This is a genomic window from Nostoc foliaceum FACHB-393 (genome assembly GCF_014698505.1).
GTDB lineage: Bacteria > Cyanobacteriota > Cyanobacteriia > Cyanobacteriales > Nostocaceae > Nostoc > Nostoc foliaceum_A.
Genome location: NZ_JACJTD010000004.1, coordinates 89,867 through 113,045, shown reverse-complemented (window position 1 = coordinate 113,045; position 23,179 = coordinate 89,867). Strand labels below are relative to the sequence as shown.

The window sequence follows — 23,179 nt, the reverse complement described above, 5'->3', positions numbered from 1 at the left end:
ATCAGTTATGAATTAGGAGTTAGGAGTTGAAATTCCCAACTCATAACTCATCACACCTAACTTTTATCCGCTTCTACTTGTTGCACAGATTCAATGAGCGAGCGCACTTGTTGCGTCCCTTCTGAAGGTTCAAATGATAGGGGAAACTTACCCCGGAGGATCATCCGCAAACCGAGGGGTGCAAGACTGAGTAATCCTTTTAAATCTTTAAAGTAGTTACCGACAACTTGTAAACCAAATTGACGTTCATCAATCCAACCACCTTCTTTAACTAAATCCACCAATACTTTTCGGTGACGAATTGAGCGACTATCGCTGGCTTGTTTGTGGGTGAGAATTTCTTGTTTAATTTTGGTAATTTGTTCTAATGGTGCAACCTCCATTGGACAAACTGAATCGCAGTACAAACAACGGGTGCAACCCCATACGCCTTTAGTACCTTCGTTGTAGCTTTCTAAACGATTTTGGGTGTCGCTATCGCGGGAGTCTGCTACCATCCGGTAAGCTTTGGCAAGGGCATGAGGGCCAACAAAGTTTGGATCAACTTCACGGGCGTTGCATTCAGAGTAACAAGCACCACACATAATACAATTACCAGTTTGATCGAGGCGCGATCGCTCTTGTGGTGTTTGCAAAAACTCTCTTTCTGGTACTTGTCGTGCTGCTGTACTCACATAAGGAGCAACTGCCTCTAAATTATTCCAGAAACTGCTCATATCTACAACCAAATCTTTAATCACGGGCATATTGCCGAGAGGGGCGATCGTGATTTCGGGAATGGCATTTACTTTACTTTGGGATGATGGTATTTGTTGTAATCTGGCAAGCTCACTGCCCACATTTTCCTTACAAGCTAAAGCCGAACGTCCATTAATTCGCATAGCACAGCTACCACAAATGGTATTGCGGCAATTCTTGCGAAATGCCAAGGTTCCATCTTGCTCCCACTTAATGTGATTAAGGCAATCCAAGATTGTATTACCTGGTTCTGCCTCTACAAGGTAGGTTTGCACCACGGGGGAGGAATTTTGTTGCTGTCGAATGACCTTAAAAATAACTTCCATGACCACTAACCAAAATTTTAAAATTACTTCACCAGCCTCAACAATCATCAGTCAAGGCAGGTAGTTATGAAAAGTGAGCTATACTTTTTTGGACTTAATTCAAACCCTGGTGTTAATAGACTGACGATGAAAGAGCGACTGATTCTAGTTTAAGGATAACCATTAAAACTTTACTTGTAGCAGCGGTGTAGCCAAGATTTGTGTCAAATTCTGAGATAAAACGCCAAAAATGTAATGACAGCTTTGCGTTGAATTTAGCTGTTTGGGAATGTAAAGGAAAGGGAGTTTGCTTAGAAAGAGACTTAGGTTCATCTTTGACCTAGCGATCATATCGAAATTAAATGCATGTCAGGTTAGCAACACATCTTGATGTCAACTTGAATTTAGCACTCCTGGCTGGAAAATTCTGTCAAGCGGTAGCGAAGGTTGAATTTTTTGATTATATAGAAGTGTAAAAGCGCATGTTGAATATTATAGTAGTGGCAATCAAGCGCTAGACATATGTTAAGAGATTTATTCTTCCCATAGACAGACGTACAAAATCCTTTAACCGCTTTTAAGCTTACGGTAATAAACCGAGGAAAAATTCTCACCACTTTTAAATAAAAGTCTCGTGCATCAGGAATCCCCGATGCGCGAGACTTTTAGATTTTCGCCTTCTCTCAATCAAGAAAATCTTGGATTTAACTCATTGGTCAAAACTGCTCGTCTAAATTAGATAAATTTTTATAAAAGCCATATGGCAATACTCACACTGGCAATAAAGGGTGAGGAAAATCGTCACTGCTTTTTCCAACCTTTAAGTCCAGGAATTTAAATAAAAATTTACCAGCAATTTTAATTCAAAATTAAACAACTATTTTGCTATTATTAGTCCATGCTAGTATTTAATATAAAATTACGAAGTCACAAAACAGAATCAATAGCCGTATCAGCGCGGCTACTACTGCTTTGTTGATTCGTAATGTAGAGACAAGAAAATTCGTGTCTCTACTGGCAGGACAAAAGGGCATATGCCCGTAGGACTCTATTGAAATACTATGTTGTCCTAAGCTTGAGAGGACGAGTAGAGAAAACTCTACCTGCTTATTGGCTAGAAGGGCAAGCACTGAAAGTGGAAAACCTCCAATTTATTGGGTCTACGACTTATTTGGAGTAGAACCAACCCAATTTGTAAAGGTGGCTGAAAGTTACACCGCTACAGTAGCGCCAAAAGAGAAAATAATTTAATTTCTGATGGCGAATAATGGTTAAAAGTGCCGTGAAATCAGCAAAATTAATTTCTATGGCAACTATAACCTCTAATTGGTTGTAGACAACCATAATAGAAGTGCTTTTGGCTCCTATCGGTAGGAATTCACCCGTTACACTAGAGTCCTAAGTAGCTCTATGCAAATGCTAAAAAGCCAAATGCTGGCATAAGACTACATCATTTATCAGTTTGGAGAGAGTAAGGAAAATTTGAGCATAATGACTGAAACTGCAACAGCACCATTAACCGGAAAAGCACTACTTGCTAAAGTAAAAGAACTTTCCACCTTACCACGCCGAGAAAGAGCTAAACAGTGCGGCTATTACACTGTTACTAAGAATAACCAGGTTCGTGTCAATCTCACCGATTTTTATGACGCTTTGCTATCGGCTAGAGGAATTCCTCTAAGTCCAGAAGCACCTAAAGATGGTCGTGGTCGTGAACCGACATATCGGGTTAGTGTCCATCAAAATGGTCAGATTGTGATTGGTGCCACATATACCAAGGCAATGGGCTTAAAGCCTGGAGATGAGTTTGAAATTAGGTTGGGATACAAGCATATTCACTTGATTCAACTCGGTGAAAGTGATAAAAAACTAACTTCACAAGATATAGACTCCGACGAATCAGACGAAGATTTGGAAGAGGAAGAGTAAATTTGCTGATGGTAGGGATAAGTTTCAGGTGATGATAACTTGTCCTTACCGCGGCAGCAAACTGGCATCTCTATTCAGAAAATTTTGTCTCAGGCAAAAAATACGATTAGACCCCTTGCAAAAGTCACCAAATTTAGTAGAGTCTTGATTAATCAGCAAGAAATCTATAGTGCAAGAAATCTATCGTGTTTTTTTTGTTTGTTTTGATAACTTTCTTTGAGTCTCCTGTCAACGCCTTACTGGCGTTTATGGAAAATGCACCAGCACTAGTTGTAGTGATGGCGTTTTTTATTTTCTGGATAGTTTGCTGGTTGCCAGTCGCAACAGTATCAGCAATATTGCTCAATTGGCAACCCTCTAAACCTTTGCAGCCAGAGCAAAAGATGCCATTATTGGTGTCACTTTACCTATTAGCTCCCCTGATTATGTGGGGAGTTAGTTGGTTGACCAATAAATCTTTTTCGGATTACGGCTTTGTTGGGAATCTTTCAACTCTTGGTTATTTAGCACTAGGTTTTGGCTTGGGAGTGGTGAGCCTAGCTATTGTATTTAGTGGGCAATTTGGGTTAGGTTGGTGTTCTTTTGAAAAGACGAATTTCAAGTTAATACTACCCATCTTGCTACCGATTTTCTTAATAGCGTTATTAGTCGGTGGGATAGAAGAGTTAATTTTTCGCGGTTTCCTGTTCACTGAATTAGCGCAGGATTATCCAGTTTGGGTAGCAGCAGCAATTTCTAGCTTGATATTTGCTTTGCTACATTTAGTTTGGGAGCAACGCGAAACCGCACCTCAACTTCCTGGATTGTGGCTGATGGGAATGGTGCTGGTGTTAGCACGCTTTGCTGCAAGCAACAATTTGGGTTTAGCTTGGGGGTTACACGCGGGATGGGTATGGGCGATCGCAACGATAGACACAGCAGAACTAATTATTTACACAGGTAAGGTCTCTGACTGGTTCACAGGTAAGAACAAAAAACCCCTAGCTGGTTTGGCGGGAATTATTTGTGTACTGGGAACTGGAGTAATTATCTGGTTTTTCTCTAGCTATTTTTAATTTCGCGTTAAGGTGCAATGGATTGGGGCAATGTGTAGCCAGCATGATTGCTGCTCAGATATTCAACCAAAGAGCAGGAATGATATTAAAGTCATATATGGATGATATACCACCATTAAATAAGACTTTATACACCTAAGTGTATAAAAAACCTGCCAATTTGGCTGTATGAGTTTGGTTGTCTTTGCTAAAGTATTAAAAGTTAAATAGTTGTGGGCTATATTTACCGAGGTTTACTATACTTTTAAGAAAATTTAGCTAAGTCTGCTCATTTTGCTTTGCTAGCGGAACAATAAAAATTGCTGGTGTATTCACTACAACAGCAACAAGCAGAATGATCAGTTTTGGTTTATTTACCTTGTCTATTTTCATATGGACGAGGTATTTTTTATTTGAAGCCATCTCTAATATCATATCCGCTTAAATACTTAAAGTTTTGGGCTAATACGGAGAGATGCTATTAACAAGTGATTAGCCGGATATGATTGAAGAGGAGTGCTATATTGCGTGTCTAAGCTTTGATTCTTGAATCCAAAGATACTTTTTTTGACTCATACTTTTTTATTTATTGACTTGCATTTATGCCAATTACCCCTATGATTATGAGGGAAATTGACAAAAGTTTGATAAACGTAGCAGATTCACGAAACCAAATAATACCAATTATCGCAATTAGGACAGTTCCTAATCCAGCCCAAACAGAATAAGCTACACTTACTTCAAGTTTTTTGAGAGCAAGGGTTAAAAAAGTAAAACAAAGTCCATAAAATACAACTATTAATATGGAAGGGACTATTTTAGTAAATCCTTGCGATAACTTCATGCAAGTTGTGCCTGAAACTTCAAAGAGGATTGCTGCAATAAGGTAAATCCAACTTGTTGACATATCTGTTATCAGCGGTTTGTGAGGAATCTCTTATTATCTTATCTCTGTGAAATTAAAAAATACAATAGGTCGAACTATTATCATTATTGGCGTGAATCTACTAAACATTTGTAGGATACGCTACTGGTTACAAGCTTTAAGAGCAGTGATGCGAGTGATACTTGTACCGAAATTTTAAATAGAACTGCTATATTTCAAGTCTGTTTTTATCGAACTTACCGAACACCAATAGTTCAGTTTACCGTAAATTTCTAGTAAAGAGATTTCTGGATCGGCAATCATCATCAGTCAGGTGATAAAAACCGAATTTACCTCACTTTTATTTTTCAATACTATGAGAACAAAGAAAGGAATCAAATCCTCCAATCCTTGGACAGAAAAAATACTGGTTATTAGAGGTAGAGATATGGCATTAGTACGTATGAACCCCTGGCAAGAATTTAACGCGATACAACGTCAAATCAATCGCTTATTTGATGAAGATACTTTGCCATCTGCATTTTTGGAGAAATGCTTCTCTAGAGTTCCTGCTGCTGAGTTAAAAGAAACTGAAGATGCAATTCTTCTAAAACTAGAACTTCCGGGAATTGCAGCTAAAGACCTGGATTTGCAAGTTACAGAAAATGCTGTATACCTCAGTGTTGAGCGGAAGTCTGAAGCTAAATCTGAAGAGAAAGGTGTAATCAAGAGCGAATTCCACTACGGTAAATTCCAACGTGTAATTCCTTTACCTGCTCGCATTCAAAATACTAACGTCACGGCAGATTATAAAGATGGCATCTTGAACCTGACGCTACCCAAAGCTGAAGAAGAAAAGAATAAAGTTGTCAAAGTTAATCTAGCAACATCTGGCTAATTTCTGCTTTATATCTGGCAGCTATCTATTAAACTAAGTAAAAAGCGCTCTCCTTTTGGAGAACGCTTTTTAGCGTGAATTACTCAGCCTATACAGACTTATTACGAAAGTGCAAAATTTTAAATCTTTTAGAGTGTGTTATCGCCGTGAGTACGGCACCACCTCAGATTTTTGGTGCGCTAGGACAAATATTTTAACGCACCCTACAAAACTTGCTCTTTATTAAATCCACATTTCTTAGTTAAGCATTAAGCGCTTCTTCTTGATGGGTTTCGATGACACAATCAGAAGTGGGCTTGGCAACGCATGTAAGAACCCATCCTTCGTCCATTTGATCGTTGTCTAAGAAATTCTGATCTGATTGGTCAATTGTACCTGAAATCAGCTTTCCGGTGCAGGTCGAGCAAGAGCCAGCGTTACAGGAATAGGGCAAGTCTAGATCATATTCCTCGTTAGCGATCTCTAGAATGTACTCATCCTCAGGAACGTCAATTATTTGTTCACCGTCTGGGGTCTTTAATGTGACCTTATAAGTTGCCATGTAACAATCCCTAACTCATATAAACTCCATATTCGATACTACGGGTTTATGTGCTGCTAGTCTAGAGTTGATTGTGGTTAACTGTTTTAGATTCGCAAGTGGTTAGTGGGGCTAGTTTACATGTACCAAAAGCTCTAGACCAAAATCACAGAGAAAAAAATGTTGCGATCGCTTCAGCAAATCCCTGAAATGAACTATAATCTCTGGACACGATAGAGACATTCACACCTAACTTTCGCGCATTAGCAGTTGTATAAGGGCCAAAACATGCAACAATACAACGTTCATAATCGCTTTGCGAGTTGACCATTGTCAAAAAGCTTTCTACTTCCGCCGTGCTACTAAAGGCAATTACATCGATCATTCCTTGACGTATCAGATTTAATTCCATACCGTAGATACTTTTGTCTAAACCCTGTGTAGTATACGTAGGTACGCAAGTTACTTTTATACCCAATTCCCGCAAATCCGTAATCAAATTGGGTACAATATCAGGCTCAGGCAAACCAATAACTTCTGGAGCAGGTATCAGCACTTTTTGATCGTGAATTTGCGGAAGTTTTGCCAATTCAGCTACAATTCCGGCTGGGCTAGATTCTGTTGGGATTAAATCTACCTTTCCACAAAAAGACAATAAGCTTTCTGCGTCTTTGCCTAAAGCACATAAGTGGCATTTTTGGATCGCAGATATGGGAATATCTAAATCATTCATACGGTGAAAAAATGCGGTAATCCCATTTCTACTTGTGAAGAGAATCCAATCAAATTCGCCTATATAGTTTAGAGCAATATCTAACTTAGTGTAGTTTGATAAATAGCAGGTTTCGATAGTAGGCATGAAAATCGGTGAACCACCTTGTTTGATGATTTGTTCAGATAACCTATAAGCATAGTTTCTCGGTGCTGTTACTAAAATTCTTTTGCCATATAGAGGTAATTCTCTAGATGAAGTGAGCAGGTTTATTTCTGTTGATTGGGTGTGCATTTATTTATCTCCCCTTTCAATGCTATTTCACCTTAGAGTGAATGGGTGTTGCTAAATTTATAGCGGTTTTTTACCTAGAAATGCGCCTCATTGGGCTGCTACCACGAGTAATACTATTTCACTTTAATAATGATACAAATACGCTGGTAAGGGCATGGCAATGCCATGCCCCTACGATAAATCTATATGTATCAGGATTTTTGTGAATTGGTATAAGGAAGGCGGCAGTCCCCCGTGAGGCTCTTAGGCAATCTCTCAAAGCTCTGTCTAGACTTGTTTTTAGGTTAAGTTTACCTAATTAGCATTGCTGTAGCCCTACCGGGTATTGTGGTATATCCAAAGGAGAAGCGCTACAAATAGCACAAGCAATGTGGAGATTTTCGCAGAGTAAGCCAGAGAATTAATGATTACTCTGGGTTATGGCGTAAAAAAACAGTACAAGCCCTGTACGCTGGAAATTCTACCCTCTCTAGTGCCAAAGTTAAGCTAGTGCGCGTCTAAATTGCACATTTTTTCGTTAAAACTGTCATTTGTCATTGATTATTCACAAAGGACAACTGATAAATGACTAATGACAAGGGACGAATTTCACGAATAAATAAGCAATTAAAGAGCGTAACAGCCTAGCAATAATTGCAGTTTGCTCCAGAAGCTTAGTATGACAAAGGCATTCCCAAGCATAGCAAGGCGCTTGAAAAGTACAGGAATCAAGTTGTTGAAGATGGGAACCTTCCTAATAACCCGTTTTATTGCAAACTGGAAACGCTACTTCCTGGGCGACACTGTTGATGTCCGCCCCTCCCCCTCTTTCGAGGTTCGTCCCTCCTTAGCGGGTCCAGTCCTTAGCTTAGGTGGGGGTGGCCCCGATGTCGATGATGCAATCCAGTGGATGATTAACCAAGTTAGAGGAAGTACTAACTCTGGCACTAAAGTTAATGTTGTAGTTCTCCGCACGAATGGTAATCACGATTACAATCGGCTAATTTATGCCATGAAGGGCGTAAACTCTGTGGAAACTCTTCTGATTCGCAATAGACAAGAAGCAAACAAAGCTGAGATTTATGAAAAAGTCAGAAACGCTGATGTGATTTTCTTTGCTGGCGGCGACCAATGTCAATACATCCGCAACTGGAAAGATACCAAGCTTGAGGCTGCCGTTAAGTCAGTTTACCTTAAGGGAGGTGGTGTTGGTGGCACTAGTGCGGGTGCGATGATCCAAAGTGATTGTGTCTATGATGCTTGTGCTTCTTCCGAAAAAGGCATTGAAACTAGGGATGCACTCGAAGATCCCTACCGGGACATTACTTTTACTTACAACTTTTTCAATTGGAGTAATTTGAAGGGAACCATCGTAGATACACACTTCGACAGGCGAGAAAGAATGGGTCGAATTATGGCTTTCATTGCTCGTCAAATTAAGGACGGTGTATCTAGCAGTGTTTTGGGCATAGCCGTTAGTGAGAGTACATCAGTTCTTGTGGATAAAAACGGTTTGGTGAAAGTTATGGGTAGGGGTGCGGCGTACTTTGTACTTGGCAATCATATGCCGGAAGTATGTGAACCCCGAACGCCTTTGACCTTTTCTAATTACAAAATTTGGAAAGTTCGCAGTGGCGACACCTTTAACTTGAGAAACAGACCAACCTCTGGTTACTATCTCAGGAGTGTCAAAAGGGGACGGATTGATTCAAATCCCTATTGAATGGGGAGTGGGGAGTGGAAGAGGACAAGGTGGATGAACGGAGTTCTGAGAGGATGTTTGAAAAGTTTTCTTCTCGGTAACAAAACGTTCTAGATCCCCCTAAATCCCCCTTAAAAAGGGGGACTTTGATTCCGGTTTCCCCCTTTTTAAGGGGGGTTAGGGGGGATCAGTGCCTAAAATCACAACCAACCACTTTTAAACAACCTCTAAGGTGGATTTATCCAGTGCAAAGACTCGTTAACGAAGATAAAAGGTGGATAAACCGAGTTTTCTAACTCCTACCCATTGCCCAATTGCCCCTTACTTTCTACCAGGGAACCACGCCATTTTCATCAAAAAATCCTCCGCTAGAACCATCATCAGGTAGAGTGGCAAGTCTCACTGGTGCGATCGCTCCTTGCTCAACAGTGCGATATCCTTGGTATTGATTAATGTCTGTTGCTGTGAAACCAGGGTCAGCAGCATTGATTTTAATTGGGGTATCTTTAAGTTCAGCAGCCAACAGAACTGTGATCGCATTTACTGCTGTCTTTGATGAGTTATATGCAAGAAGCTTAAAATCAGCGAACTCATAATTTGGGTCAGAGTTTAGAGTCAGAGAACCTAAACCACTTGATAAATTAACTATTCGCCCTGCTTTGGATTTCTTCAAGAGTGGCAACATCGCTTTTGTAACTGCAAACACTCCAAATACATTGGTTTCATAAGTGTGTCGCAGTGTTTCAATATCAACTTGACTAGGTGGCAGGCGTAGTTTACCGCCGTAGCCATCGCCATCACTTATTATCCCAGCATTGTTCACAAGGATGTCAAGTTTTCCAAACTCTGTCTCGATTTTTTTAGCCGCAGAATCGATTGTTTTTTGGTCGGTGACATCAAGTTGAATTGTTCGGGCATCTATTTCATTTAAACGAAGTTTATTCGCCGCTTCTTCACCACGTTTTATATCTCTGGCACCAACAAGAACAGTAGCACCTCTAGAACCTAGTTGGCGTGCAATCTCATACCCAATACCTTTGTTTGCACCTGTAATCAGCGCAACTTTGCCTTTTAAATCTTCTGACATATTACTTGTCTATTTTGATAAACACTGACAACTGTTAGTATCTTCGAGCAATTCTACGTAAGACTTGGGATTTAAGCGCTAAGTCTTGTTAATTGAGATAGTAGCTGGATTTGCACCGTGCTGTACTAATGTATAAGTAGTATGTATCAATACAATATACAGAATTTAGTAATCCTACATAAGTACTGATTCGTTGTTGTGTTTCCACCAGTAGTCATTCACACCTCAGATAGCGGTTGAGAAAATATTTGCAATCTAAACTAGCAATTGACTCAAAAATTCTTGGAGAAAATAGATATGCAAACCAAACAGCTTGGCAATTCGGAGCTTCACATTACCCCAATCGGCTTTGGAGCCTGGGCGATCGGTGGAGGTGGATGGGCTTTTGGTTGGGGAGCGCAGGATGACCAGGAATCGATTGAAGCGATCGCTCGCGCTCTCGATCTCGGCGTTAATTGGATTGACACCGCAGCTATCTATGGTCTGGGGCATTCTGAGGAGGTTGTTGCTAAGGCGCTCAAAGGTCGATCTAGTCGTCCCCACATTTTCACTAAATGTTCAATGATTTGGGATGAAAAGGGCGAAATCGGTCGCAGCCTGAAGGCAGATTCAGTGCGGCGTGAGGTTGAAGCTAGTTTGCGCCGACTCAATATTGAAACCATTGATCTCTACCAAATCCACTGGCCTAACCCAGAATCAGAAATTGAAGAAGGCTGGACGACTCTCGTCAAACTCAAGGATGAGGGTAAGGTTCGCTATATCGGGGTTTCAAACTTCAATGTCGAACAGTTGAAACGTATCCAGGAAATTGCGCCAGTTACCTCATTGCAACCGCCTTATTCACTGGTTAAGCGTGATGTCGAAAACGAAATTCTGCCTTTTTGTCAGGAAAATAACATAGGTGTGATTGTGTATTCACCGATGCAATCTGGCTTGCTTACAGGAAAGATGACATCTGAGCGGGTTGCCAATTTACCAGATGATGATTGGCGTAAGAATAGCAGTGAATTTCAGGAGCCACGTTTATCTCGTAACTTGAAGTTAGTCGAGGTGTTGCAGCACATTGGTAAGCAACATGATCGCTCTCCCGGTGAGGTAGCGATCGCTTGGACTTTAAACAATCCGGCGGTGACGGCTGCGATCGTTGGCGCACGCAATCCCAAGCAGGTGGAAGGAATCATCGCTGCTGGAGAATTTCGCCTCAATCAGCAGGAACTAGATCAGATTGGAGCTTTCCTGCGTGAGAATCCATAAAAGAGGTCTTACGTAAACTTTCAATTGTAGCGATCGCATGTTTCGCCACAATATCAATTTCCTCTTGGGTATTAAACCGCCCAATCCCAAACCGCACTGAGGCATAAGCTAGCTGTTGGGGGTATCCCAGTGCTGTCAGAACATGGGAGGGTGCTGTACTTGCCGATGAGCAAGCAGAACCAGAAGAAACCGCCATTACTGGCTGCAATCCTAGCAAAAGTGCGGCTCCATCCACTCCCTCAACACTGATATTCAAGTTTCCCGCCAATCGCTCTTGAGGGTGTCCGTTGAGATGAATTCCTTCAATTTGGGAAAGCTGTGACCACAAGCTTTGCCTTAACTGGGTGAGGCGTTGGTTTTCTGTCGCTTGTTCTGCCAAAGCGATTTCTACAGCTTTCCCAAAGCCGACAATTTGCGGTGTATACAATGTCCCAGAACGCATTCCCCGTTCATGTCCTCCACCGTGCTGCTGGGGAGCTAGTTGCACTCTGCGATCGCGCCTGCGGACGTACAGCGCCCCAATTCCCTTTGGGCCATATACTTTGTGTGCAGTTAGCGACATCAGGTCAATTTTCATCGCTTGCACATCTAAGGGAATTTTACCAATAGCTTGGGCTGCATCGGTGTGGAAAATGATGTTGTAAGCATGGCATAGTTCCCCAATTTCTGCTAAAGGCTGTAAAACACCAATTTCGTTATTTGCAGCCATCACCGAAACCAAAATCGTCTCAGGACGGAAAGCTTTGTGTAACTCAGTTAAATCAATCAGTCCATCTTGTTTAACGGGGAGAATAGTAATTTCAAAACCCAGAGTTTTTAAATAATTACAAGGATCAAGAACTGCATTATGTTCAGTGACAACAGTGATAATATGCTGACCTTTTTTAAAATAAGCTTCAGCAACACCTTTAATCGCCAAATTATTAGCTTCTGTTGCACCACTGGTAAAAACAATTTCTTCAGGAGTAGCGTTAATTGCTGCTGCTAAAATCTCTCGCGTTTGCTTAACAGCAGCTTCTGCTTCCCAACCATAAACATGACCGATACTAGATGGATTACCAAACTTTTCTGTGAAGTAAGGGATCATTGCTGCTAATACCCGTTCATCTACGGGTGTGGTAGCGTGGCAATCAAGGTATATAGGACGAATAGACATAATTATTAACTCAAAACTTGGCCTAATTTTTTTAATATATTCAAAACTTTATATAATTTATTTTCGCGTCTATATAAAGTGAATCTATCAGATAAAGCATACATTAGTTTATCTTGTTTTATCAATTTCATAAATTGAAAATCTTCTCCATTTATTACCAAGGAATATGCAGGATGATCGGGTTGAATATTTGCCAACATATAAGTCAGTGCTTGAGGAATCGCCTTTGCTAAAGAAAAGCTAAACCTTTTAGATTCAATTATCAGTAACCATAGCTGATCTTGGATAACGAAGACATCAATTTTACTTTTTATAATTTCTCAGGACTTACGCAAAAACCCTCTACAACTCTTATTACTTGGCGCACTTGGCGTACTTGGCGGTTCGTTTTTTTATGATTTTGCGTAAGTCCTATTTCTTTAGTATCTTCGGCAACTACTTCATTTTTAATGATAAATTATTCACTAATTTCTCCACTTTCTTCAGTAGAAATATAAAAAGGAGGACGATAAAAACCAGCTAAATCTAGCAACGGAGATAATACTACCGATTTTACTGCTTCTTCTAAAAGAAGAGCATTTTTAAGCACATTGAGATAGTTGTTTATACTTGCATTCAGTCGCGTTATGTGGTTGCTAATTCCCGTAATTTACTTAAAACTGCCAGAGCATGACCTTTGGTTTTTACATTCGGCCAAGTATATGAAATAATTTTATCAGGTGAAATTAGAAAGGTTGAGCGAGCAACACCCATATATTCTTTGCCCATAAACTTCTTTAAGCGCCAAGCGCCGTAGGCTTCAGTCAAAATATGTTCTGGGTCACTCAAGAGGGTGATTGATAAGTTATGTTTGCTGATAAATTTGCAATGTGACTTACCCAAATCTGGACTCACGCCTAAGATTTTTGCTCCCAGTTCGCTGAAGTCTTGATACAACTCGGTGAAATCTTTCGCTTCGGTGGTACAACCGGGTGTGTCATCTTTGGGGTAGAAGTAGAGGACAATCCACTGACTGCTGAGGTCGTCGAGAGTAACTGAATTGCCATTTTGGTCAGGAGTGGAGAAATCTGGCGCTGGTTGTCCGACTTGGGGAATGTTGCTCATGATAGGGGTGTGAAAGATTGCAATCGTTTTAGAATTGTACATATATTGAGCGATGCCTGTGGCGGGCTACGCCTACGCACCCATTCATATTTGCTTACGATGCCTAAAGATATGCAACGCGAATTTACCAACCGCGATGAGTTGGTAGCCTACCTCCGCGAACAATTCCCAGATGCGGCGCAACGCGATGACCACATCAGCGAAACTCTGGGAGGACGCAAAGCGGCACAAAAAGCGCTGCAAAAAATCGATCCAGTACGCTACGCGCAAACACGTAATTTTTTCGCAGGTGCAGTCACGCGACTTTCGCCTTACATCCGCTATGGCGTTTTGAGTTTGCGAGAAATTCGAGATTATGTCCTTGAACGGGTACAGCAGCAAGACGATGCTACTAAACTAATTAACGAGCTAGGCTGGCGCGACTACTGGCAACGCTTGTATATCAAGTTAGGGGAAGGAATCTGGAAAGACCAGGAAGAGTACAAAACTGGTTACACCGTGGCTGAATATGCACCCGAATTGCCACAAGATATCAGACAAGGAACCACAAGTAGAGTTTGTATCGACAGTTTTAGCCGTGATTTGAGAGAAACTGGCTATCTACATAATCACGCACGAATGTGGCTAGCGGCTTATATTGTCCATTGGCGGCGTATTCGTTGGCAAGCAGGAGCCAAGTGGTTTCTCGAACACCTTTTAGATGGAGATCCTGCTAGCAATAATATGTCGTGGCAGTGGGTTGCCAGCACCTTTAGTCAGAAACCGTATTTTTTCAATCGTGAGAACTTAGAACGCTACACCAAAGGCATTTATTGCCAAAAATGTCCGCTTTACGGTCATTGTGATTTTGAAGGCAGCTATGAAGAATTAGAACAGCGACTTTTTCCCAAAGGGGAATTTAGCAGACAAGGCAACAGCCAAAGTTGGCAGCATGGAAAGAAAGGTAAAAAGTGATAAAAACATCAAACTCTGCTTTTGCGATCGCAACGCAACAAGTTAACCATTCTTCACTCCCGCCCATTCCTATTTTTTAGGCTATCTGAATGCAGAAGGTTAATCAACACAGACGATCTGCTTATCTGGGAATACCTAAAATAAACGATTTTGTAATTGCTTCTAAAGATTCTGATTGTTAGCGTAGGCTGAAAATACGGCATAACAATGCGATCGCACGCACTGAGAGCATTATTATTCTAAATATCATGCCGAATTAGGCAGTTACGCCGTTGGAGAATAAATATAGGTACTTTATTCTTCTCAACAACTTCTTGGGGTCACATGGCAGAGGACGCAGTTAGAGTTTTTATTTCCTACTCCCACAAAGACGAACACTTGCGAGATAGTCTTGCAACTCATTTGAGTAACCTGCAATGGCAAGGCATTATCTCTAGCTGGTACGATCGCCAACTTACAGCCGGAACAGAATGGGATGACAAGATTAAGACTGAGCTTGAGTCTGCTGATATTATCCTATTACTGATTAGCCCAGACTTTATTGCCTCCAAATACTGCCGTGACATTGAAATTCCGATGGCGTTACAACGGCATGAGTCAAAACAGGCGTATGTCGTTCCAGTCATTCTGCGCCCATTTGACTGGTTTGATGCACCTTTTGCCAAGCTACAAGCCTTTCCTAAAGATGCCAAAGCCGTAACAAGCTGGGAAAACCGGGATGAAGCCTTTGTGACTGTGACACAAGGCATCAGAACAGCAGCCAAGCAAATGCTGGACTACCGTAAGCAGCTAGCAGAGCAGAAACAGGTAATTCAAGCACAGTATCTGCAAAAGGTTGAAGAGGTTCTTTCTGACGGCGTAATTTCCATTGTGGAACGAGACACGTTAGACGAACTTCGAGAATCGCTGGGTTTAACGCCAGAAGAGGCAAAGGAAATCGAAACTCGTGCGTATGAGCCTTACAGCAGAGTTGTAGAAAACCTGAATAAATATAAGCAAACACTCAACAAGTTAATTGAGAAGGGTTATTATCCTTTCAGCGAAGAGATTGAGAAGGATCTGGAAAATCGTCAAAGAGATTTGGGGCTAAAGCCTGAAGATGTCGCTCGAATTTCAAAGCCAATTCTTGACCAAGCTGAGTTAGATTATCAAGGTAAAAGAAACCAGCTTGAAGTCGAGCAACTAAAGTCGCTAGAGCAGCGTCGGCAGCAAGAGGAGTATGAAGCTAAGTTACAGCGTTATAGAGAAGAATTTTCCAGAGCCGTTCAAGTAGAATATCCACTCAGTCAGCCTGTTGTAGAAGGGTTGAAAAACTTTCGGCAGCAATTGGGACTTAAGAATGGAGATTTTGCCCAAATTGAGCGGTCGATTCGTGAACCAGCAGAGGCAAGGTATCAGGAAAAACTGAAGGAGTACGAAGCCAAATTACAGCGTTATAGGCAGGAATTTTCTAGAGTCGTTGAAGTAGAATATCCACTCAGTCAGCCTGTTGTAGAGGGGTTGAGAAACTTTCAGCAGCAATTGGGACTTAAGAATGAAGATTTTGCCCAAATTGAGCGGTCGATTCGTGAACCAGCAGAGGCAAGGTATCAGGAAAAACTGAAGCAGCAAGCAGAAGCAGAGCGGCAACGACAAATAGAATTGGAGCAACGTAAGCAAGCAGAAGCAAAGCATAAAGCTCAAGAAAAAGCATCAAGTAGTCAAGCCTCCAGCCCTCAAAACAGCGCAGATACTAAATTGCAGCGTTTTCAGTTTGATGTCATTACTTTTGACAAACAAGGTAACGAAAACAGCCGCACTAGGAAGGCAGCAGAGTTTTTCTCTGAAAACTTGGGTAAAGGGGTGTTGCTAGAGATGGTTAAAATTCCATCGGGAGCCTTTCAGATGGGTTCACCGGAGGGTAAAGGAGACAATAATGAGAAGCCTCAACATACTGTTAGAGTGCTAGCTTTCTTGATTGGGAAATATCCTGTTACTCAAGCACAATGGCGGGCGGTTGCGGCTCTACCCCAAGTTAAGATCGCGCTCAATGCCCAACCTTCACGTTTCAAGGGAGATAGCCGCCCCGTGGAAAAAGTCTCTTGGGATGAAGCTGTGGAATTTTGTCAGCGCTTGTCTGTTGTGACGGGGCATTCATACCGCTTGCCCAGCGAAGCCGAATGGGAATATGCCTGTCGAGCCGGAACAACGACTGAATTCTATTTTGGAGAGACTTTGACACCAAAACTGGCTCCGTGTAAAGCTAATTTAGGTATGGCTTTACTCACTATGTTTGGTGGAGAAACGGCTTCTGTGGGCAGCTACTTGCCTAATGCTTTCGGTTTGTACGATATGCACGGCAATGTTTGGGAGTGGTGTGCCGATCACTGGCATGACAATTATGTAAGTGCGCCCACTGATGGCACAGCTTGGACAGTGAATGGAAATAGTGAAAAACGGATAGTTCGGGGCGGTTCCTGGATCGATAATCCGGCGTACTGTGGCGCTGCCACCCGCTTCTATGTCTCTCCCGCCGTCCGCGACGACAATGTCGGTTTTCGGGTTGTGTGTTAGGTTTTCCCAGGACTCTTGTAGCCCTTTACTCTCTTGCTCTTTTGCCCTCTACTCTTTATTTTTTACCCTTCTTTCGCGCGAAGCGCGTTCAAAAATTTTTTCTATATTTTCATTCGCCATCAATAAATATTGCGCGATTCCTCCCAAAGGTAACTAACTCCTACAATAGTTTTTTGGGACAGGCATCGGTAAACGGGGCGGTTCCTGGAACAATAATCCGGCGAACTGTCGCGCTGCCAACCGCAACTATAACTCTCCCGCCTACCGCAACAACAATATCGGTTTTCGGGTTGTGTGTTCGGTTTTTCCAGCACTCTTCTACTGTCAGAACTGGACAATGGGAATTGTTCGGGCGTACCCAGAAGAGTCCAGACCTGTTCCGGCGACAGAGATAACTTTGTCCGAAAATAAAACCAGGTCGGATAGCTTGGTAGGCGCAAGTCGAACAGTTGTCCGACCTATCTCGTTACAGATGAGATTTAAATCCTGGCGAATAGAATTCGCGGCTATACAAACAAAGTCCGCCTCCGCGGACTAAGATCGCATTATGAGTGCCCGTTTAGCCACTCGAAGGGAGCGTGAAGATTATGAACAAAACGCCTTTTGAGGAGTCACACAATTCTGATGACGAGCTTCTAGCTGAGTACCACTTTGATTATAAAAAGGCGAAGCCCAACCGCTTTGCTGCTCAAAGTAGAAGAAAGCAACTGCTAAAAGTTGTGGTTCTAGATGAAGATGTAGCTCAAGTTTTTAAAACACCAGAATCGGTCAATAAGGTGCTAAGGGCACTAATTGAGTCAATGCCACAAGTCACAGACGGCGACACAGCCTAACATTATTTTGACTTTTAAATTTACAAAATGTCCCGTTCTGGATACACACTCCCCGTCTTTGCCTGTGCTGCTGCTGTTGCAGCTTTACACTGGTTACGCGATCGCCAAACCCTAACTTTAGCATCTGTAGATTTGATTGAACCGGCTCAAATCGCCGAAATCCCCATTGAACAGGTAGCAGGATTATCTGAAAACACGGCTTTGGCAATCACTCGCAGCGATCCTGGTGATAATCTTGACCTGACTAAAGATACACCGATTTGGGCGCTGGTGGAGTGGGGAGGAGGAGCAGGGGGAGATGAGGGAGCAGGGGGAGCAGGGGGAGAGGGGGAGGTAATAACTATTAAAGGTGGGGAAGGAATTGGCAGACAGATGAATGCTGATGACAAGCCGGCTATTTATGCTTATGCTCAAAGGCTCTTAAAAGAAAACTTGCAACGAATGCTAGCGCCTGGGGAAAAAATCACAGTGACGATTATTCTACCCGAAGGGCGATCGCTTGCTGTTAGAACTTCAAATTCTGCTTTTGGTGTGGTTGAAGGACTTTCCCTTTTAGGCACAACCGGTATTTCTCAACCCTTAAGTACACCCGATCAGCTTGCAGTTTTTCGAGCGGAATTACAAGATAAAGCCAGTCGTTTTGAGAGTTTAGTATTCTGTATTGGTGAGAATGGCCTAGATTTGGCGCGTAAACTAGGGATTAATCCCGAACAATTGGTCAAAACTGCTAACTGGCTTGGCCCAATGTTAGTAGAAGCTGATGTGCTGGGCGTGAAAGAAATCTTATTATTTGGCTATCACGGTAAGCTGATGAAACTAGCCGGAGGGATTTTTCACACCCATCACTACTTGGCTGATGGACGGCGAGAAATTTTGTCAGCGCATTGTGCGATCGCAGGTTTAAAATCACCAGATATCCAAGCTGTGTTTAACAGTGCAACCGCCGAAGCAGCACTAACATACTTACGAGCGCTAGATGCTTCAAGTAGTACTGATTGGGTAAATCAAGTTTACAGTGCGATCGCCGCAACTATCGATGTTCGTTCCCAAGAATACATCCAAAGCCATAGCGAAAGGGGCACAGGAAGTACAGTCTGTGGCTCTATCCTCTTTGATCGCGATCGCAAAATTATCGTGAAGAGTAAAACTGCTGGTCTGTTGATGGGAAAATTATGTTAATTTATTATGAATAATCGTAAACAATTCAACTAAATAATTTTTTAAGTAACCACTCTAGGGTAAGTTTATCGTTTTAATACCATCTCCGACTCCGGGACTAAGCAAATGCACATAACCTCGCGTTTGTAAAGGCTCTCTATACCATTATCAGCCTACCCAGGCTGAATAATAGCATCACCATAGACCACAAAGCATCTACCCTTAACAGACATAACACTCCCGTCATGAACACAGCGGTGATACCAACAGAACAAGCGCCCCAAACATTGGAAAATTTTGGGCGGCTTGATCGCCAATTGATTGTAATTCTGGACTTCGGCTCTCAATATTCTGAGTTGATTGCCCGTCGCATCCGCGAGACTCAAGTATACTCTGAAGTTTTGTCTTATCGTACTACTTCTGAACATTTGCGCCAACTCAATCCTAAGGGAATCATTCTCTCTGGTGGGCCGAGTTCGGTTTATGGTGATAACGCTCCCCATTGTGACCCAGAAATCTGGAATTTGGGAATACCCGTCTTGGGTGTTTGCTATGGGATGCAGCTGATGGTGAACCAACTCGGTGGGGAAGTAGCAAAGGCTGACCGAGGTGAGTATGGCAAAGCATCATTATATATTGATGATCCCACAGATTTGCTCACTAACGTCGAAGATGGTACTACGATGTGGATGAGTCACGGAGACTCAGTTATCCAAATGCCATCAGGGTTTGAATTGCTGGCACATACAGAAAATACTCCCTGTGCTGCCATTGCCGACCACGAAAAGAAACTTTACGGCGTTCAATTCCATCCAGAGGTGGTGCATTCTATTGGTGGAATAGCATTAATCCGTAATTTTGTCTACCACATTTGCGATTGCGAACCTACTTGGACAACAGCGGCTTTTGTCGAAGAGGCAATTCGGGAAATTCGTGCCAGAGTTGGTGAGAAGCGAGTGCTGTTAGCGCTGTCTGGTGGGGTGGATTCTTCTACCCTGGCCTTCTTGCTGTATAAAGCCATTGGTGAGCAACTGACTTGCGTGTTTATCGATCAAGGCTTTATGCGAAAGTATGAGCCAGAGAGATTAGTAAAGCTTTTCCAAGAGCAGTTTCATATTCCTGTAGAGTATGTGAATGCCCGCGATCGCTTTTTAGCTAAAGTTGCTGATATCACAGATCCTGAAGAAAAACGCCGCCGCATCGGACACGAATTTATTGCTGTATTTGAAGAAACATCCAAACGCCTCGGTCACTTTGATTATCTAGCTCAAGGGACTCTTTATCCAGATGTCATCGAATCTGCTGATACCAACGTTGATCCCCAAACTGGTGAGCGGGTAGCGGTGAAAATTAAGAGTCATCATAATGTTGGCGGTTTGCCCAAAGACCTCAGATTTAAATTGGTAGAACCACTGCGGAAACTATTTAAAGATGAAGTCCGCAAAGTTGGTCGTTCCATTGGTTTACCAGAAGAAATTGTCCAACGGCAACCTTTTCCTGGGCCTGGTTTGGCAATTCGTATTTTGGGGGAAGTCACATCTGAGCGGTTAAACATTTTGCGCGATGCCGATTTGATTGTGCGACAAGAAATTAACCAACGCGGCATGTATCATGATTTCTGGCAAGCATTTGCTGTATTGCTGCCAATTCGTAGTGTTGGCGTTATGGGTGATCAACGTACCTACGCTTACCCCATTGTTTTGCGGATTGTTACCAGTGAAGATGGCATGACTGCTGATTGGGCGAGAGTGCCTTACGATGTCCTGGAAGTGATTTCCACTCGGATTGTGAATGAGGTGAAAGGTGTGAATCGGGTGGTTTATGACATTACCTCTAAGCCGCCTGGAACCATTGAATGGGAGTAATTAAGTTTTGAGTTGACTTAATTCAAAGCTCATCACTCTTTCCAATAATTTAGATTATTTGTAGTAATTTAGATTCACATATTTCAAAAGGGCAATGCCGACCTGACTCACTTTGAGCTTTGGCATTGTCTATTTTTTTGACTCTCGGTTTAGTAGGGGCACGGCAGTGCCGTGCCCCTACACCTAATATAATGTTGTACCGCATCTGAGTGGGAACCGCTATATAGCTGGCTTTGACACTTAGTTTGTGTACTTCAACTTCCTTGAAATCTACTGTAAATAGCTAGGGCGGATAAGACTTCGGTCTGACACTTAGGCAAGCTCAATGCAAAGATGCTCAGTCGAACGCTGCTCACCTTTATAAGAGTTTGATTTAATTTGATTATGCAATTTAGATGTTTTTTAGCTGAGGAGCAAAATCTCATATTTGCAAAACTTTCAGTAATTTTAATACTTTCGATTTTGAACAAAATGGAAACTAAAAATTCATCAAACTGCGATTTATTTAATAAAAAAGCAGGCAGCAACTAGCAAAATAATTTTGCAATTCTGACTATTTTTTAAAGTGAATTTTCCAAATGTAAAGTAATTTAAATATAACGTAATTTTATCCAGTCAATAATTATAAATACCAGCTAACAGTTAACAATAAATTGGATGGTGGGTGGAAAAATTGAATTATTGTCTAGAAAAGTAGGCGTGATCGCAGTAAAATTACCAATGGTGTGGTCATTGATAAAAAACCAGCAGCTCATTAGAAACAACTTTGATTTGATAAACATTAATGGAGATGTTATGGAACCTCCTCTCCCCCTTGCTGGCTTAAACATCCTCGTAGTTGATGATGATGACGATAGCCGCTTTTACATTACTACCGTATTGGAAGCTGATGGAGCCACCGTCATGGCAGTTGCATCGGCAGCGGTAGCATTGAAAGTACTACCTGAGTTGCAACCAGATGTCTTGATTTGTGATATTGCTATGCCTGGTGAAGATGGCTACACCCTCATCCGCAAGATCAGGGCGCTGAAGCCTGATATTTGGGAAAAACTTCCTGCGATCGCCTTAACTGCCTATGGTGATAGCGAGTATCGTAGCCGTGCCCTGGAAGCGGGTTTTCAGACTCATGTGCCTAAACCAGTTGATCCAGGGGAACTAGTTGCAATTGTGGCAAATTTGATTGCTTCTTATAAGAGTTAACACAAAGATGCAGTCATTTGTCGGTCATTAAAATGCGCTTATTTACATTTAAACTGGGTGTGATTTTAAATTACTGAGACTACTTTGCTCCAGTATCAAAGCTAATTTGCTCAGACTTATATGCTGGAGGCTCCACGTGAATTAAAATCCTCATTGGACGGAACCGTTCTTCTAATCGACTTTCTACTTCTTCGGTGATGTGATGGGCGGTTTCTACGTCTGGTGCATCTACTATTAAATGCATTTCAATAAACACTTGACGACCAAGAACACCGCGAGAAGCAATATCATGACAGTTAATTACACCTGGAACAGAAGTAGCGATCGCATGAATTGCTTCTGGTGCGATCGCCATTTGATCCACAAGCCAAGGCAAATTCTCTTTTAAAACTGACCAGCCACTCCAAAATACCAACAAAGCTACAGGAAAAGCTAACACTAAATCCATCCATTGATAACCTAGCCAAACTCCTATCAATCCGCCAATTACAGAGATTGTCACCCAAATATCGCTCATGGTATGTGTCGCGTCAGCTATGAGAATTGAGCTACCTACGCGCCTACCCACACTACGTTCGTAAAACGCCACAAAAATATTCACACCCAGCACAATTAGTAATAACCACAACTCTGGTGGCGATATTCTCACAGGTTCACCACCACCTTTGAGAATCCGCTCAATTGCTCCTTGAAGAATTTCAAAACAGGCTATTCCTAAAAACGAGGCTATTCCTAACGCTCCCACAGCTTCAAACTTGCTGTGTCCATAGGGATGCTCGCGATCGGGTTGTGGAGAAGAAAATTTACTTGCAATTAATCCTAAAACGTTGTTAGCACTATCTGTCACACTATGCAATGCATCAGCTAGCAAACTTAAAGAACCTGTCCAGTAGCCCACAAGTGCTTTCAATCCCATTACAAACAGATTGAGCAGTAGGGTAATAATTAAAACCTTTCGCACTTCGGCGCGGTTATCGTAAGTCATGGATAATTTATCACATCAAGTTCTATGACTTCTAATGTAGAACTCAAAATACAA

20 protein-coding genes and 1 pseudogene are annotated in these 23,179 nt (G+C 42.0%); 11 read left to right on the top strand and 10 right to left on the bottom strand.

All coding sequences use genetic code 11. The features are described from left to right. Positions 1 to 56: 56 nt before the first annotated feature. Complete coding sequence (locus H6G92_RS05795) at positions 57 to 1,064, bottom strand: succinate dehydrogenase/fumarate reductase iron-sulfur subunit (protein ID WP_190891990.1); 1,008 nt, start codon at positions 1,062 to 1,064, stop codon at positions 57 to 59. 1,146 nt (positions 1,065 to 2,210) lie between these two features. Continuing rightward, entirely contained in the window at positions 2,211 to 2,387 is a 177-nt protein-coding gene (locus H6G92_RS05790) for a hypothetical protein (RefSeq protein WP_190891692.1), read from the bottom strand. 147 nt (positions 2,388 to 2,534) lie between these two features. Here H6G92_RS05790 and H6G92_RS05785 point away from each other — a divergent pair, with 147 nt between their 5' ends. Both H6G92_RS05785 and H6G92_RS05780 read left to right on the top strand, forming a co-directional pair. After that, positions 2,535 to 2,972, top strand: coding sequence for an AbrB family transcriptional regulator (locus H6G92_RS05785; protein WP_190891689.1), 438 nt, complete (start codon positions 2,535 to 2,537; stop codon positions 2,970 to 2,972). Between the two features lie 185 nt (positions 2,973 to 3,157). Next, positions 3,158 to 4,027: a CPBP family intramembrane glutamic endopeptidase gene (locus H6G92_RS05780; RefSeq protein WP_190891687.1), complete on the top strand. Its 870-nt coding sequence runs from the start codon at positions 3,158 to 3,160 to the stop codon at positions 4,025 to 4,027. Between the two features lie 565 nt (positions 4,028 to 4,592). On the opposite strand, the gene H6G92_RS05775 is transcribed toward H6G92_RS05780, so the two are convergent. After that, positions 4,593 to 4,913 carry a DMT family transporter gene (locus tag H6G92_RS05775; protein WP_190891685.1) on the bottom strand — a complete coding sequence of 107 codons (321 nt, stop codon included), beginning with the start codon at positions 4,911 to 4,913 and terminating at the stop codon, positions 4,593 to 4,595. A 406-nt stretch (positions 4,914 to 5,319) separates the two neighbouring features. On the opposite strand from H6G92_RS05775, the gene H6G92_RS05770 reads away from it, so the two are divergent. Continuing rightward, complete coding sequence (locus H6G92_RS05770) at positions 5,320 to 5,769, top strand: Hsp20/alpha crystallin family protein (RefSeq protein ID WP_190891682.1); 450 nt, start codon at positions 5,320 to 5,322, stop codon at positions 5,767 to 5,769. Positions 5,770 to 6,010: 241 nt separating this feature from the next. On the opposite strand, the gene H6G92_RS05765 is transcribed toward H6G92_RS05770, so the two are convergent. Both H6G92_RS05765 and H6G92_RS05760 read right to left on the bottom strand, forming a co-directional pair. Continuing rightward, complete coding sequence (locus H6G92_RS05765) at positions 6,011 to 6,310, bottom strand: ferredoxin (RefSeq protein ID WP_190891680.1); 300 nt, start codon at positions 6,308 to 6,310, stop codon at positions 6,011 to 6,013. A 145-nt stretch (positions 6,311 to 6,455) separates the two neighbouring features. Continuing rightward, on the bottom strand, positions 6,456 to 7,295 hold the full coding sequence (locus tag H6G92_RS05760) for a uroporphyrinogen-III synthase (RefSeq protein ID WP_190891678.1): 840 nt from the start codon (positions 7,293 to 7,295) through the stop codon (positions 6,456 to 6,458). A 658-nt stretch (positions 7,296 to 7,953) separates the two neighbouring features. Here H6G92_RS05760 and H6G92_RS05755 point away from each other — a divergent pair. Continuing rightward, positions 7,954 to 8,997 carry a cyanophycinase gene (locus tag H6G92_RS05755; RefSeq protein ID WP_190891677.1) on the top strand — a complete coding sequence of 348 codons (1,044 nt, stop codon included), beginning with the start codon at positions 7,954 to 7,956 and terminating at the stop codon, positions 8,995 to 8,997. 307 nt (positions 8,998 to 9,304) lie between these two features. Here H6G92_RS05755 and H6G92_RS05750 read toward each other — a convergent pair whose 3' ends face one another. Continuing rightward, entirely contained in the window at positions 9,305 to 10,063 is a 759-nt protein-coding gene (locus tag H6G92_RS05750; RefSeq protein ID WP_190891676.1) for an SDR family oxidoreductase, read from the bottom strand. A gap of 297 nt (positions 10,064 to 10,360) precedes the next feature. Between H6G92_RS05750 and H6G92_RS05745 the strand changes: the two genes are divergently transcribed. Further along, on the top strand, positions 10,361 to 11,317 hold the full coding sequence (locus H6G92_RS05745; RefSeq protein ID WP_190891675.1) for an aldo/keto reductase: 957 nt from the start codon (positions 10,361 to 10,363) through the stop codon (positions 11,315 to 11,317). On the opposite strand, the gene H6G92_RS05740 is transcribed toward H6G92_RS05745, so the two are convergent. The 3 genes and pseudogenes from H6G92_RS05740 to bcp all read right to left on the bottom strand — a co-directional run bounded on the left by H6G92_RS05740 (position 11,265) and on the right by bcp (position 13,577). After that, complete coding sequence (locus H6G92_RS05740; RefSeq protein WP_190891674.1) at positions 11,265 to 12,473, bottom strand: cysteine desulfurase family protein; 1,209 nt, start codon at positions 12,471 to 12,473, stop codon at positions 11,265 to 11,267. The two genes, H6G92_RS05745 and H6G92_RS05740, sit on opposite strands and share 53 nt — an antisense overlap. 5 nt (positions 12,474 to 12,478) lie before the next feature. Next, a pseudogene (locus tag H6G92_RS40780) lies at positions 12,479 to 13,077 on the bottom strand (hypothetical protein); the annotation flags it as partial. Between the two features lie 20 nt (positions 13,078 to 13,097). Next, positions 13,098 to 13,577, bottom strand: coding sequence for a thioredoxin-dependent thiol peroxidase (gene bcp / locus H6G92_RS05735; RefSeq protein WP_190891673.1), 480 nt, complete (start codon positions 13,575 to 13,577; stop codon positions 13,098 to 13,100). 99 nt (positions 13,578 to 13,676) lie between these two features. On the opposite strand from bcp, the gene H6G92_RS05730 reads away from it, so the two are divergent. The 6 genes from H6G92_RS05730 to H6G92_RS05705 all read left to right on the top strand — a co-directional run bounded on the left by H6G92_RS05730 (position 13,677) and on the right by H6G92_RS05705 (position 22,140). Further along, entirely contained in the window at positions 13,677 to 14,531 is an 855-nt protein-coding gene (locus tag H6G92_RS05730; RefSeq protein WP_190891987.1) for an FAD-binding domain-containing protein, read from the top strand. Positions 14,532 to 14,855: 324 nt separating this feature from the next. Continuing rightward, positions 14,856 to 17,084: an SUMF1/EgtB/PvdO family nonheme iron enzyme gene (locus H6G92_RS05725; protein ID WP_190891671.1), complete on the top strand. Its 2,229-nt coding sequence runs from the start codon at positions 14,856 to 14,858 to the stop codon at positions 17,082 to 17,084. Positions 17,085 to 17,671: 587 nt separating this feature from the next. Next, a complete protein-coding gene (locus tag H6G92_RS05720; RefSeq protein ID WP_190891662.1) occupies positions 17,672 to 17,917 on the top strand; it encodes a hypothetical protein in 246 nt (81 codons plus the stop codon). 27 nt (positions 17,918 to 17,944) lie between these two features. Continuing rightward, complete coding sequence (cbiD, locus tag H6G92_RS05715; RefSeq protein WP_190891660.1) at positions 17,945 to 19,096, top strand: cobalt-precorrin-5B (C(1))-methyltransferase CbiD; 1,152 nt, start codon at positions 17,945 to 17,947, stop codon at positions 19,094 to 19,096. A 224-nt stretch (positions 19,097 to 19,320) separates the two neighbouring features. Then, positions 19,321 to 20,940 carry a glutamine-hydrolyzing GMP synthase gene (guaA, locus tag H6G92_RS05710; RefSeq protein WP_190891658.1) on the top strand — a complete coding sequence of 540 codons (1,620 nt, stop codon included), beginning with the start codon at positions 19,321 to 19,323 and terminating at the stop codon, positions 20,938 to 20,940. A 795-nt stretch (positions 20,941 to 21,735) separates the two neighbouring features. After that, positions 21,736 to 22,140, top strand: a complete 405-nt coding sequence (locus H6G92_RS05705; RefSeq protein WP_190891656.1) for a response regulator — start codon at positions 21,736 to 21,738, stop codon at positions 22,138 to 22,140. 79 nt (positions 22,141 to 22,219) lie between these two features. Here H6G92_RS05705 and H6G92_RS05700 read toward each other — a convergent pair whose 3' ends face one another. After that, positions 22,220 to 23,125, bottom strand: a complete 906-nt coding sequence (locus H6G92_RS05700) for a cation diffusion facilitator family transporter (protein ID WP_190891654.1) — start codon at positions 23,123 to 23,125, stop codon at positions 22,220 to 22,222. Positions 23,126 to 23,179 lie beyond the last annotated feature (54 nt).